Origin of the sequence: Flavobacterium sp., from assembly GCF_965262375.1 — a bacterium.
In the GTDB taxonomy this organism is placed as follows: Bacteria; Bacteroidota; Bacteroidia; order Flavobacteriales; family Flavobacteriaceae; genus Flavobacterium.
In genome coordinates this window covers 58,940-71,566 of the sequence record NZ_OZ253527.1, presented here as the reverse complement: position 1 = coordinate 71,566, position 12,627 = coordinate 58,940, and the positions used below count along the sequence as shown (strand labels likewise).

The 12,627-nt window shown below is 32.1% G+C and carries 11 protein-coding genes; all 11 read left to right on the top strand.

Annotated elements, in window-relative coordinates; genetic code table 11:
- Window positions 1–61: 61 nt before the first annotated feature.
- The 11 genes from ACQY29_RS00355 (at window position 62) to ACQY29_RS00305 (ending at window position 12,624) form a co-directional block, all read left to right on the top strand.
- Entirely contained in the window at window positions 62–508 is a 447-nt protein-coding gene (locus ACQY29_RS00355; protein WP_428223309.1) for a hypothetical protein, read from the top strand.
- Window positions 509–634: 126 nt separating this feature from the next.
- Window positions 635–1,255 (top strand): recombination mediator RecR, encoded by a 621-nt coding sequence (gene recR / locus ACQY29_RS00350; RefSeq protein ID WP_428223308.1) that lies wholly within the window; start codon window positions 635–637, stop codon window positions 1,253–1,255.
- Window positions 1,256–1,326: 71 nt separating this feature from the next.
- Entirely contained in the window at window positions 1,327–2,100 is a 774-nt protein-coding gene (locus ACQY29_RS00345; protein WP_428223307.1) for a polysaccharide biosynthesis/export family protein, read from the top strand.
- Between the two features lie 3 nt (window positions 2,101–2,103).
- Window positions 2,104–4,578: a polysaccharide biosynthesis tyrosine autokinase gene (locus ACQY29_RS00340; RefSeq protein ID WP_428223306.1), complete on the top strand. Its 2,475-nt coding sequence runs from the start codon at window positions 2,104–2,106 to the stop codon at window positions 4,576–4,578.
- Between the two features lies 1 nt (window position 4,579).
- Complete coding sequence (locus ACQY29_RS00335; protein ID WP_428223305.1) at window positions 4,580–5,545, top strand: SDR family oxidoreductase; 966 nt, start codon at window positions 4,580–4,582, stop codon at window positions 5,543–5,545.
- A gap of 13 nt (window positions 5,546–5,558) precedes the next feature.
- On the top strand, window positions 5,559–6,830 hold the full coding sequence (locus ACQY29_RS00330; protein WP_428223304.1) for a nucleotide sugar dehydrogenase: 1,272 nt from the start codon (window positions 5,559–5,561) through the stop codon (window positions 6,828–6,830).
- A gap of 25 nt (window positions 6,831–6,855) precedes the next feature.
- Window positions 6,856–8,220 (top strand): nucleotide sugar dehydrogenase, encoded by a 1,365-nt coding sequence (locus ACQY29_RS00325; protein ID WP_428223303.1) that lies wholly within the window; start codon window positions 6,856–6,858, stop codon window positions 8,218–8,220.
- Window positions 8,221–8,230: 10 nt separating this feature from the next.
- Window positions 8,231–9,280, top strand: a complete 1,050-nt coding sequence (rfbB, locus tag ACQY29_RS00320; protein WP_428223302.1) for a dTDP-glucose 4,6-dehydratase — start codon at window positions 8,231–8,233, stop codon at window positions 9,278–9,280.
- A gap of 68 nt (window positions 9,281–9,348) precedes the next feature.
- Window positions 9,349–10,221 carry a glucose-1-phosphate thymidylyltransferase RfbA gene (rfbA, locus tag ACQY29_RS00315; protein WP_428223301.1) on the top strand — a complete coding sequence of 291 codons (873 nt, stop codon included), beginning with the start codon at window positions 9,349–9,351 and terminating at the stop codon, window positions 10,219–10,221.
- Between the two features lie 5 nt (window positions 10,222–10,226).
- On the top strand, window positions 10,227–11,420 hold the full coding sequence (locus tag ACQY29_RS00310) for a hypothetical protein (RefSeq protein ID WP_428223300.1): 1,194 nt from the start codon (window positions 10,227–10,229) through the stop codon (window positions 11,418–11,420).
- Entirely contained in the window at window positions 11,407–12,624 is a 1,218-nt protein-coding gene (locus ACQY29_RS00305) for an O-antigen polymerase (protein ID WP_428223299.1), read from the top strand. The genes ACQY29_RS00310 and ACQY29_RS00305 overlap by 14 nt, the downstream gene beginning before the upstream one ends.
- Window positions 12,625–12,627: the final 3 nt, after the last annotated feature.

The window sequence follows — 12,627 nt, the reverse complement described above, 5'->3', positions numbered from 1 at the left end:
GCGTGTTTTTTGTGTCAAAATTAGTTATACATTTGTCTTGTCAATGTGAAATAATTAAACAATGAGATATATAAAATTTATGGTTTTAATGTTAGCGTTTAACATGAACCAAGTAGAAGCTAAAACAATACAACCAGAAAGTTTAAATGCTTTTTTTGCAGGTAATTTTTTAGGATTGAGTGGTGCTAAATTCGTTTCTAAAGCTGGAAGTGAGTTGGTTTTTAATCAAAAAGGGAAAACCAAGTTTGAGTTGACAGGCGTGTCTGGATGTAATTTTAAAATTTCAGACTTGGTGTTAATATTAGAAGAAGAAACTGAGAATACAAAAACTTTTAGTTTTCAAAAATGTAAAATTGATTTCTTAGGAGGGACTGTGAGTGACGAATTTGGTGCTTTATCCTATTTGTTAGCAAAAGGTGGTAGGTTAATAATGGATGCAAATGGGAATATCCAAATTGTAGGAGAAAATGCCGTTTCAACATTAAAAATAGAATTTAAAAGAAGTTGATTTTTTAAATAGTGTTTTATATTTTTTTGGATGGAATCTCGTTTGATGTTTTTCAAACGAGATTTTTATTTTATGAGCGTAAGGTAGCTATTTGAAGTACAAGAGATAAATGTTTAAATTTGTAACATGGAATTTTCTTCAAAAATATTAGAAAAAGCGGTTGCAGAAATAGCACAATTGCCAGGAATTGGAAAACGTACAGCCTTACGATTAGCTTTACATTTATTGAAACAACCAAGTGAGCAATCTGAATTTTTAACCACAGCAATTATGAAAATGCGAACAGAAATAAAATTCTGTCAATCGTGTCACAATATTTCAGATACAGATTGTTGTGAAATTTGTGCCAATCCAAATCGCAATCATGCCTTAGTTTGTGTAGTTGAGGATGTTCGTGATGTTATGGCTATTGAAAATACAGGGCAATATCGCGGTGTTTACCATGTTTTAGGAGGTAAGATTTCACCTATTGATGGGGTTGGACCGAGTCAGTTGAAAATTGCAACTTTAATTGATAAAGTGAAACAAGGAGAAGTAAGTGAAGTTATTTTTGCTTTGAGCCCTACGATGGAAGGAGATACCACCAATTTTTATATCTACCGTCAAATAAAAGAATTTGGTATTGTTACTTCTTCAATTGCTCGAGGGATAGCTGTAGGGGATGAATTAGAATATGCCGATGAGGTTACATTAGGCCGAAGCATTTTGAATCGCATTCCTTTTGAAAATTCCTTGAAAACTCCTTAGAAATTAAATTTTTAAAGTATTTCTATTTCTAAAATGAAAAACTATATTTGTTTTTTGAAACTAGATTATAAATGAACAAATTATATAAATTTTTTTTCCTTACCCTATTCATTGCGTTAACATCATGTGTGCCTCATAAAGATGTGGTTTATTTGCAAGGAAATTTGAATAATGAGCCCATTGAGCAAGTTGCTCAGAAGCCTTATAGATTGCAGATTAATGATGTAGTGGCTATACAAATTAAAGCGCTTGATCCTAAGTTAGTCGAAATGTTTGCTATGTCTGAAGGTCAAGGAGGAAATAGTGATTTGTATATGAGTGGTTATACCATAAACGATCATGGAAGCATAAGAATACCCGTTTTGGGAGAAATTAATGCTATTGGGCATACTACAGAAGAACTTCGACTAAAAATTGAAAAGCAGTTACTTTCCGATTATTTTCATAAAGAAGCAGATATTTTTGTTAACGTAAAGCTGGGAGGGATTCGTTATACTATTAATGGGGAAATAGGAACGCCAGGAACTAAAAATATTATGCAGGATAAGCTTACTATTTTAGAAGCCATTGCTAATAGCGGAGATGTTCCTATTACAGGTAATAAAAAAGAAGTCATGCTAATCAGGCAACTTCCACAAGGAACGCAAATACATACCCTAGATTTAACGAGTGTAGATTTGTTGAAATCACCCTATTATTATATTCAACCCAATGATTATATCTATATCAAGCCTATAAAACAAAAGAATTGGGGTGTTGGAACCAATGGATTGCAGTCATTTACTACAGTTTTAAGTGCCTTAACGCTAGTTTTTACAACTTATTTATTAATTAAGAGAAATTAACCAATGCTTGATATTAAAGATTTTAATTTCATCGATAATCAAACGACTTTTGATTTTAAAGCTTTTTTAAATAGAGTAATAGGGCTTTGGTACGTTTTTTTAATAACTTTAATTATAACTTTTACTATTGCCTATCAAGTAAACATCCGTAAGCAAAAAATTTACGGTATGGCAACCACTGTAGCCTATAAAGAGGAAAGTAATCCTTTTTTTACTTCAAATACGAGCTTGGTTTTTAATTGGGGCGGAACTTCTGATCAAGTACAAACTTTGATGAGTACGATACGATCTCGTTCACACAATGAAAAAGTGGTTAAAGAATTAAAATATTATATAGGCTATTACCAACAAGGAAAATATAATCTGGAAGACGTCTATGGTATAACTCCCTTTGTTGTTGAACCTGTTGTGAATGCACCTCAAATTTTAGGAAAACATTTAGAGATCCAATTTTTAAATGCTACGGAGTTTACTTTGTCAACTCAATTTGATGAAAACACAACAACTTTATACAATTATAAAGACGATAAAATTTCTACAATACCTGTGCCCATTGGAAGTTTTAAACGAAAATATAAAATAGGACAATCTATTAAATTGCCATTTTTAAATGTTAAATTAGTTTTGACACCCAATCCAGGGTTTTACGAAGGGGCAAAGTACTTAATTAATTTTGCCGATTTTAACGGGACTGTCGCAGGGTATCAAGGGATAAATGTAGAGAGCGATCCTAAATCGCCAGCTGTTTTAGTTTTAAGTATGCAAGGAACCAATAAGCTAAGAATGGTTGATTATTTAAATGGGACAGTAAATTTTTTGATCAAAAGTCAATTGATGGCAAAAAACCAGTTTGCTCAAAATACTATTGATTTTATCGATAGTACATTGGTTGCAATGGAATCTCAAATGAAAGACACTGAAAACGAATTAAAAGATTTTTCAAAAGGTAAAAATATTTATGAAGTTGAAGCAGGTGGTGAAAAATTTGTAGATCAACTGACTGATTTAGATGTTGAAAAAGAGCTAATTGAAAGAAAGCAAGGCTATTATGTTTCTTTAAAAAAGTATCTAATTAAAAATTCTGATTTTTCAAAATTACCTGCGCCTTCGGTTGCTGGAATTGAAGATCCTAATGTTTTACTCAATGTAGCCAAATTGACTCAGCTATCCGCTGAAAGAGCAGAATTAGCTTATACTTTAAAAAATGATAAAAAGTTTAAAGATTTTGATGCTCAAATGGAAGCTGTGAAAAGTGTCCTTTTAGAAAATATTGAAACCGCTACAAGATCGATTCGTATTGATTTATCCAGAATTGCTAATAAGATTAATCAGGCGGAATATCGAGTGAAAAAGTTGCCAGAGCAACAACAAGAATTGGTTAAAATAAATAGAAAATACGATTTACATAAAAATATCTATAATAATTTTCTTGAGAAAAGAAGTGAAGCAGACATCGTTAAAGCTGCAAATTTATCAGATATTCAGTTTGTGGATCCAGCAAAAGATACAGGCGGAGGACTTATAGGACCTAAAACCAGTACCAATTATGTCTTGGCTCTTTTTATAGGTTTAATATTGCCTCTAACGATTATATTTGTTTTGTCTTTGTTAGACACTTCAATCAATAAATTAGATGATATAACCCGATTAACACAAATTCCAATACTTGGAGTTTTAGGAGTCAAACATTTACAATCTAATTTAGCTGTTTTTGAAAAGCCTAAATCGCCTTTAGCTGAAAGTTTTAGAGGTATTCGCTCTTCCTTGCAGTTTATTTATAAAAAGCAAAAAGAACACAACGGTGGGAAAGTATTGATGCTTACTTCTTCTGTCAGTGGCGAAGGGAAGACGTTTTGTTCAATTAATATCGCTTCGGTTTTTGCTTTAAGTGAGAAGAAAACTGTAATCGTTGGATTGGATTTGAGAAAACCGAGAATTTTTCAAGATTTTAATTGTGAAAACACTTATGGTGTTGTAAACTATCTTATTGGGCAAAAGAGTCTGAGGGAAATTGTGAAAAACACACACATACCATTTCTTGATTTTATTTCCTCAGGACCTATACCACCTAATCCTTCAGAATTGATAGCAAGTGAAGCCATGGAGGTGTTTATTAGTGAACTAAAAGCGAAATATGATTATATTATATTAGACACCCCTCCTATAGGTTTAGTAGCTGACGCACTTGAATTGACTCCGTATTGTGATGCATCCATATATGTAGTACGTCAAGGGACTACAAAAAAAGACATGCTCCGCATAGTAAATGAAAAGCACAAAAGAGGAGAGCTTAAAAATATTAGCATTATTTTTAACGGATTTCAAAACAAATCGAAATACGGTTATGGTTATGGAGACTCTTATGGGTACGGCTATGGCTACGGGGCTTATGGGGAAGGATATTTAGATGTTGAAGAGGAAAAAACAGTTTTGAGTAGATTGTTAAGTCAAATTTTAAAAATTTTTAAAAAGAAGTAAAGTGAAGATTGTAATAACTGGTTGTGCAGGTTTTATCGGTTCTAATTTAACTGAGTATTTTTTAAATAAAGGTTATCAGATAGTTGGTCTTGATAACTTTGCTACAGGACATTTGAAAAATATTCAACATTTAATGGCTAATGCTAATTTTGAATTTTTTGAAGGGGATATTAGAGATCTTGATACCTGTCATAAAGTATGTGTTGGTGCTGATTATGTATTGCATCAAGCTGCGCTTGGTTCAGTACCTCGTTCTTTAAAAGATCCATTAACATCGAATGAAGTTAATGTAAACGGTTTTTTGAATATGCTATGGGCTGCTAAAGAAGCAGGTGTCAAGCGTTTTGTGTACGCCGCTAGTTCATCAACTTATGGGGATTCAGAAAGTTTGCCAAAAGTAGAAGAAGTCATAGGGAAGCCATTGTCTCCTTATGCCATTACAAAGTATGTAAATGAACTATATGCTCAAATATTTGGAAAAGCTTATGGAATAGAGACTGTAGGATTGCGTTATTTTAATGTTTTTGGTAGAAAACAAGATCCTAATGGTGCTTATGCAGCAGTAATTCCTAAATTTGTGATGCAGTTTATGAAGTATGAAAGTCCGGTGGTAAATGGTGACGGTAATTATTCTAGGGATTTTACCTATATAGACAATGTGATTCAAATGAATGAATTAGCCATGTTATCAGAAAATCCAGAAGTGGTCAATTCAGTTTTTAATACTGCTTTTGGAGAGCGCACTACGTTAAATGATATGATTCATATTTTAAAAGAAGAATTGTCTAAAAAAGATGCAAAAATAGCCAATGTTGATATAGTTTACGGGCCAACCAGAGCAGGTGATATACCGCACTCTTTGGCATCAATTGATAAAGCCAAAACAATTTTGAGGTATCAACCTGAATTTTCATTGAAACAAGGGTTAGCTGAAGCTGTGAATTGGTATTGGGAAAATTTAAAATAAATAAGTGAAAGAAATGAAAATTGGGGTAATAGGATTGGGTTATGTAGGGTTGCCATTAGCTAGATTATTAGCAACTAAATATAATGTAGTTGGGTTTGATATAAATAAAACTCGAGTGAATGAGTTAAATAATGGGGTAGATTGTACTTTAGAAGTAACTTCTGAACTCCTAAAAACAGTTTTAAAATCTGAAAACAATAGTGATTTAGGTTTGTATTGTGCTTCAGAATTGGAAGAAATTGCAAATTGTAACTATTATATAGTAACTGTGCCTACGCCAGTTGACAAGCATAATAAACCTGATTTAACGCCTTTGTATAAAGCCAGTGAAACGGTAGGTAAAGTACTCAAAAAAGGCGATATTGTTATTTATGAATCTACGGTTTATCCTGGAGTAACAGAGGAAGAGTGTGTTCCTGTTTTAGAGAAAATTAGCGGATTGAAATTTAATGTTGATTTCTTTGCAGGCTATTCACCAGAACGCATCAATCCTGGAGATAAAGAGCATACGGTTGAAAAAATATTAAAAGTAACTTCTGGTTCAACACCTGAAATAGGACAAAAAGTAGATGCGCTTTATAAATCGGTTATTACTGCAGGAACACATTTAGCACCTACTATAAAAGTGGCCGAAGCAGCCAAAGTTATCGAGAATTCGCAACGCGATATTAATATTGCCTTTGTGAATGAACTGGCTAAAATATTTAATTTGTTAGATATTGATACCCATGATGTTTTGGCAGCTGCAGGGACTAAATGGAATTTTTTACCATTCAAACCTGGATTAGTAGGGGGGCACTGTATTGGCGTCGATCCGTATTACTTGGCTCAAAAGGCTCAAGAGAAAGGGTATCATCCAGAAATTATTTTAGCAGGAAGACGATTAAATGATAGTATGGGAGAATACGTTGCTTCGCAGGTAGTAAAACTGATGATCAAAAAAGGGATTTCTGTAAATGGGGCTAAAGTATTAATGCTTGGAATTACCTTTAAAGAAAATTGTCCTGATGTGCGTAATACAAAAATAGTAGATGTAATAACGGCTCTTAAAGATTATGGAGTAGAAGTCGTAATTTATGATCCATGGGTAAATGCTGCTGAAGTTAAACATGAATATGGATTAGAAGCTTTAACCGTTCTGCCTTCAGATCAGTTTGACGCAATTGTTTTAGGAGTTGCCCATCAGCAATTTTTAGAGATGGATTTAACAGCTTTACAAACCCGAAATTCTGTGATTTATGATGTAAAAGGGGTTTTGTGCGAAAATGTAGATGGAAAATTATAAATTTGCAGTTGCTTAAAAAGGAAAAATGAAAGTTAAAAATATTTGTTGTATCGGTGCAGGTTATGTTGGAGGCCCCACTATGGCTGTTATTGCACAAAAGTGTCCTAACGTTAATGTAACAGTTGTTGATCTAAATGAAGCTCGTATAAATGCATGGAATGATGCTGATTTGTCTAAATTACCGGTTTATGAACCTGGTTTAGATGTCGTTGTTGGAGAAGCCCGTGGACGAAATTTGTTTTTCTCTACTGAAGTTGATAAAGCAATTGATGAAGCTGAGATGATTTTTATTTCAGTGAATACACCTACAAAGATGTATGGGGCAGGTAAAGGTATGGCTGCCGATTTGAAATACATCGAACTTTGTGCTCGTCAAATTGCTAGAGTAGCTAAAACAGATAAAATAGTTGTTGAAAAATCTACTTTGCCGGTTCGTACCGCTGAGGCTCTAAAAAGTATTTTAGATAATACAGGAAATGGTGTTAATTTTCAAATTTTATCGAATCCTGAGTTCTTAGCCGAAGGGACTGCTGTAGAAGATTTGCACGCACCAGATAGAGTTTTAATTGGTGGGGAAAACGAAGCAGCTATTCAAGCTTTAGTAGCTATTTATGCAACTTGGGTGCCTAGAGAACGTATTTTGACAACCAATGTATGGTCTTCAGAATTATCTAAATTAACCGCTAATGCATTCTTAGCGCAGCGAGTTTCTTCTATCAATGCCATTTCTGAATTGTGTGAAAAAACAGGAGCTGATGTTAATGAAGTGGCTAAAGCTATAGGGATGGACTCGCGTATTGGTGCTAAATTCCTTAAATCTTCTGTTGGTTTTGGCGGTTCTTGTTTTCAAAAAGATATTTTGAATTTGGTATATATTGCTAAGTCGTATGGATTAAATGAAGTAGCTGATTATTGGGAGCAGGTGGTGATTATGAATGATCATCAAAAGCATCGTTTTGCAAAAAATATTGTAAAAACACTTTATAATACTGTTTCAGGAAAGAAAATAGCCATGCTTGGTTGGGCTTTCAAGAAAGATACTAATGATACACGCGAATCAGCAGCTATTGATGTTGCTAAAGATTTGGTGGCAGAACAAGCTAATGTAGCAGTTTATGATCCAAAAGTAGATTTCAAACAAATTGAAATGGATATGAATTATGAAATGAGCGAAGTGAGTGTTTTTGAAGAACCTTACCTAGCTTGTCAAAATGCACATGCTGTTGCCATTTTAACAGAATGGGATGAGTTTAAAAACTACGATTGGCAAAAAATTTATGATACCATGTTAAAACCTGCTTTTGTTTTTGATGGTAGAAACATATTAGATCGAAAAAAAATGCAAGAAATTGGGTTTGTTTATGCTGCTGTAGGTTCTTCAAACGAATAATTCAAAAAAGATGAAAAAAAATATTTTAATTACTGGTGGTGCTGGTTTTATAGGGTCGCATGTTGTAAGACAATTTGTAACTAAATATCCAGAATATGCAATCTTCAATCTAGATGCATTGACTTATGCAGGAAATCTAGAAAATATAAAAGATATCGAAAATTATCCAAATTATACTTTCCTGAAAGGAGATATAGTAGATGAAAATTTTATCAACGAAATTTTTGCTAAATATCAATTTGATGGTGTTTTGCATTTGGCTGCTGAATCGCATGTGGATCGTTCGATAACTGATCCATTAGCATTTGTAAAAACCAATGTGATTGGAACCATGAATTTGTTAAATGCGGCTAAAAATCTTTGGAAAGATAATTTCGAGGGCAAACGCTTCTATCATATTTCAACCGATGAGGTGTATGGTTCATTAGGGGATACAGGTTTGTTTACTGAAACCACTTCCTACGATCCTAATTCACCGTATTCTGCTTCAAAAGCAAGTTCGGATCACTTTGTGCGTGCATATGGCGAAACCTATGGTTTACCCTATGTGTTGACAAATTGTTCTAATAACTACGGGCCTTATCATTTTCCTGAAAAATTGATTCCGCTTTTTATCAATAACATTATCAATAAAAAACCATTACCTGTTTATGGCGATGGAAATTATACGCGTGATTGGTTGTTTGTGAAAGACCATGCCGTAGCTATTGACTTAGTATTCCACGAAGGTAAAAATCACGAAACCTATAACATCGGTGGATTTAACGAATGGAAAAATATCGATTTAGTTAAACTATTGTGTGCAAGAATGGATGAAAAGTTAGGTAGAAATGAAGGTGAATCCGCTCAATTGATTACCTATGTAAAAGATCGTCCAGGTCACGATTTGCGTTATGCTATTGATGCAACTAAAATTAATAAAGAGTTAGGATGGAAACCTTCTGTAACTTTTGAAGAAGGTTTAGAAGAAACCATTAACTGGTATTTAGAAAATACCGAATGGTTGAATAACGTAACCTCAGGAGAATACGCAAACTATTACGAAAAACAATATCAATAAACAAATACGTTTTTAGACTTATCAGAATTGAAAAATTCTAATTTCTAATTTCTAAATTCTAAATTTCTATGAAAGGAATTATATTAGCCGGAGGCTCAGGAACCCGATTGCATCCACTTACCCAAGTGGTTTCAAAGCAATTGTTACCGATATATGATAAGCCCATGATTTACTATCCATTATCAGTATTGATGTTGGCAGGTATCAAGGAGGTATTAATCATTTCTACACCGCACGATTTACCCAACTTTCAACGCTTATTTGGTGATGGAAGCCAGTTAGGAATGCAATTGTCTTATGTAGAACAGCCTTCTCCTGATGGATTAGCACAAGCTTTTATATTGGGTGAAGAGTTCATAGGTGATGATGATGTGTGTTTGATTTTAGGGGATAATATTTTCTACGGAGCAGGATTACAAAATTTATTGAATAATGCGGTTAATACCGTAAAAGACAAGAATGAAGCGACTGTTTTTGGCTATTATGTAGATGATCCAGAGCGTTATGGCGTTGCTGAATTTGACGCAAATGGTAAAGTATTATCAATCGAAGAGAAACCTCTGGAAGCTAAATCTAACTTTGCCGTGGTAGGTTTGTATTTTTACCCGAATTCAGTAGTTGAAATTGCTAAAAACGTAAAACCTTCACATCGTGGTGAATTAGAAATTACCACCGTTAATCAAACGTACCTAGAACAAGGTGCATTGAACTTACAGTTAATGGGACGTGGTTTTGCTTGGTTAGATACGGGTACTCATGAATCACTGACCGAAGCGACCGAATTTGTTAAGGCAGTTGAGAAACGTACAGGTTTAAAAATTGCGTGTATTGAAGAAGTGGCTTATCGTAAAGGGTTTATTTCTAAGGAAGAGTTTAATAAATCTGCAGATGGGTTAGGTAAAAGTACGTATGCAGAGTATTTGAGAAAGTTAGCTCTGTAACATTAATGAAGTTTTTACAAATAAATTTGTTAAAAGAGTTTTTAACTCAATCTTTAAAGTTATTGAGTTCAGGATTAATTACATCAATAGGTTTTGTTGTGTTATCCTCTGGTAGATTAGAATTTGTAAATTCAGATATTGTATTAGAAATTCTGATTTTTACGCAATACTTAATGATTGGTTTGACAGTTTGTAAATTTGGTGTTGATAATCTCCTATATGTTAACTTTTTAGTTGATGAAACTAAGAAATATAGTCCGTTTAATTATATAAAAAAAAACGGACTATATTTGATTTTAATTTTCTCTTTAATAATTTATTTTATAGAGAAGGATTTAGTGAATTCCATTCTAGTTTTTTTATGTCTTTTACTAGACGTTATGTCCATTTTAATAATTGTCCAATTGGGTGCAAGAAAATTTTTTGGACAAGTTTTTATAGGTAATTTTTTATCTTATCCACTTTTTTTTGTGAGTTTTTTAATATTAGGATTTTTTTTTAATTTTAATAAAATTGCATTTGTTTTACTTTTTTTAAGTTGTGCAACTCTAAGATTTTTGGTTGTAGGTAAATTTTATAGAGACATTAATGCAGTTGAAATGAATCCAAAGTTCGAATTTAAACTAGGATTTCAACAGTTGTTAAATTACGTGCTTTTTAAATCAGATCAAATTTTATTTTCATTAGGAACTCTTTCGATGATATGGTTTGGTTATAATAAAAATGAGTTGCAGAAATATATGTTTTTATCAAGATTTCCTGAATTGATTTCAGGTGTTTTGGTTTCTCTTGTATTTTTGTATGGTTCAAAAATGACGATTACTAATAAAAATGATTTTGTTGAACTGATTAAGAAATATAAGTTATCTCTAATAGGTTATATTTTCCTACTTTTGTTTTTTTTCTTGGCTTATACACTTTTTTGGAAAGGAGATTCATTTATTTCTATAGGCGAATTTTTACCCTATCTATTAATTTCAATATTAATTTTCTTTGTTAATATGGTTACATTAGGTTTTTTGAAACATGAGAAAATAAATAAATTGAATTTTAATTTAAGTATAAGTATTTTTTTAGCTGTACTTTTTCAATTTTTCTTATTGTTTATAAGTGTAAAATCCTCATTGCTTTGGATTACCCCGATGCAAATGATAATTTTTGTTTTTTTAATTTTATTTGAGAAAAATGAGATTAACTGATTTTAAATATTTAATCTATGTGCCTTCCTTTCATGGGTTTGCCACATTTCTTTTTTTTTATATATGTTATTTTTTAGGAATAATTGAATATAATAATTGTGATAATTATACGCATTTAATTTATATTACTTGTATTTTCTTTTTTTTGATTTCAAGTTTTCTTTTTGTTAATCGATTTAAAACTAGATTACAGAATACATATGTTTCTAATTTTACATGTAATTTCTATGATTCTGTTACAATGAGAAGATATGTGTATATATTTTATGCAATTGGGAATTTAGGATTTGTATTATACTTGCAAAAAGTTATTTCTTTTTTTGGTGGGGTTTCAATATTTTTAGCGATTTTATTATCAGAAGACTCTACACAAATTAGGATAGAAAGCGATAATTTTTCGGATTCAATAGGTATTCAATTAAGTTATTTTTCTTGGATAGCAGCGGCAATTTCATTAATCGTTTTGCGACAATCGAAAAACAAAAAAAAGTATATAGCTCTAATTGTTTTTACTTTTTTACAAAACGTTTTATTTATTGATAGGACAAGACCAATGTGGATTATTTTAACTTTGTTGATATCTGTTTTTCCTTTTTCTCATAGAAAGATTAGTAATGTAAAAGTAGTTTTGACTACCTTTTTTTTAGGTGTTGGTTTTTACGGCTTATTTTCAATAATTGCAGTCTTAGCGGGTAAGAGTTTAACCGAAAAGCAATTTAAAGGTTGGGATATTTCTCCTTCAGCACAGAATTTTATTTATTATGGGACTTCTTCTTTTGCATATTTTAATAATATGGTTGAGAATGAAGAAATTGATTCATTTAAGCTTGACAGAACAGTCTATCCATTGTTGAAAATTACCAGTTCACTTGGAATAACGGACCAACCGAGTTCATTAGTTAATGACTTCTATTTTATTCCATCACCAACAAATGTAGGTACCTTTTTAGAACCTTTCTACCGTGATGGAGGGTTCTTATTTGTGTTCTTTGGTATGTTTTTTCATTCCGTAATTTTAAATGCGTTAGGTGTTTTTTTTCTTAAGAATGCAAACCCTTTCGGATTATTTGCTTATGCAAATATTTGTTATGTCAATTTAATGGCATTCTTTACGCCTAAAATTAATAATTTTCCTATTTGGCTTTTTTTGACCTTAGGAATTTATTTTATGATATATCTAAAGAAAAAATTAAAAACAAATTAGTTT

What these genes read in the sequence shown, in the direction of transcription:
- recR (WP_428223308.1), top strand. Translation starts at nt 635, where the DNA reads ATGGAATTTTCTTCAAAAATATTAGAAAAAGCGGTTGCAGAAATAGCA.
- ACQY29_RS00305 (WP_428223299.1), top strand. Translation starts at nt 11,407, where the DNA reads ATGAGATTAACTGATTTTAAATATTTAATCTATGTGCCTTCCTTTCAT.
- ACQY29_RS00340 (WP_428223306.1), top strand. Translation starts at nt 2,104, where the DNA reads ATGCTTGATATTAAAGATTTTAATTTCATCGATAATCAAACGACTTTT.
- rfbB (WP_428223302.1), top strand. Translation starts at nt 8,231, where the DNA reads ATGAAAAAAAATATTTTAATTACTGGTGGTGCTGGTTTTATAGGGTCG.
- ACQY29_RS00310 (WP_428223300.1), top strand. Translation starts at nt 10,227, where the DNA reads ATGAAGTTTTTACAAATAAATTTGTTAAAAGAGTTTTTAACTCAATCT.
- ACQY29_RS00330 (WP_428223304.1), top strand. Translation starts at nt 5,559, where the DNA reads ATGAAAATTGGGGTAATAGGATTGGGTTATGTAGGGTTGCCATTAGCT.
- ACQY29_RS00355 (WP_428223309.1), top strand. Translation starts at nt 62, where the DNA reads ATGAGATATATAAAATTTATGGTTTTAATGTTAGCGTTTAACATGAAC.
- ACQY29_RS00325 (WP_428223303.1), top strand. Translation starts at nt 6,856, where the DNA reads ATGAAAGTTAAAAATATTTGTTGTATCGGTGCAGGTTATGTTGGAGGC.
- rfbA (WP_428223301.1), top strand. Translation starts at nt 9,349, where the DNA reads ATGAAAGGAATTATATTAGCCGGAGGCTCAGGAACCCGATTGCATCCA.
- ACQY29_RS00345 (WP_428223307.1), top strand. Translation starts at nt 1,327, where the DNA reads ATGAACAAATTATATAAATTTTTTTTCCTTACCCTATTCATTGCGTTA.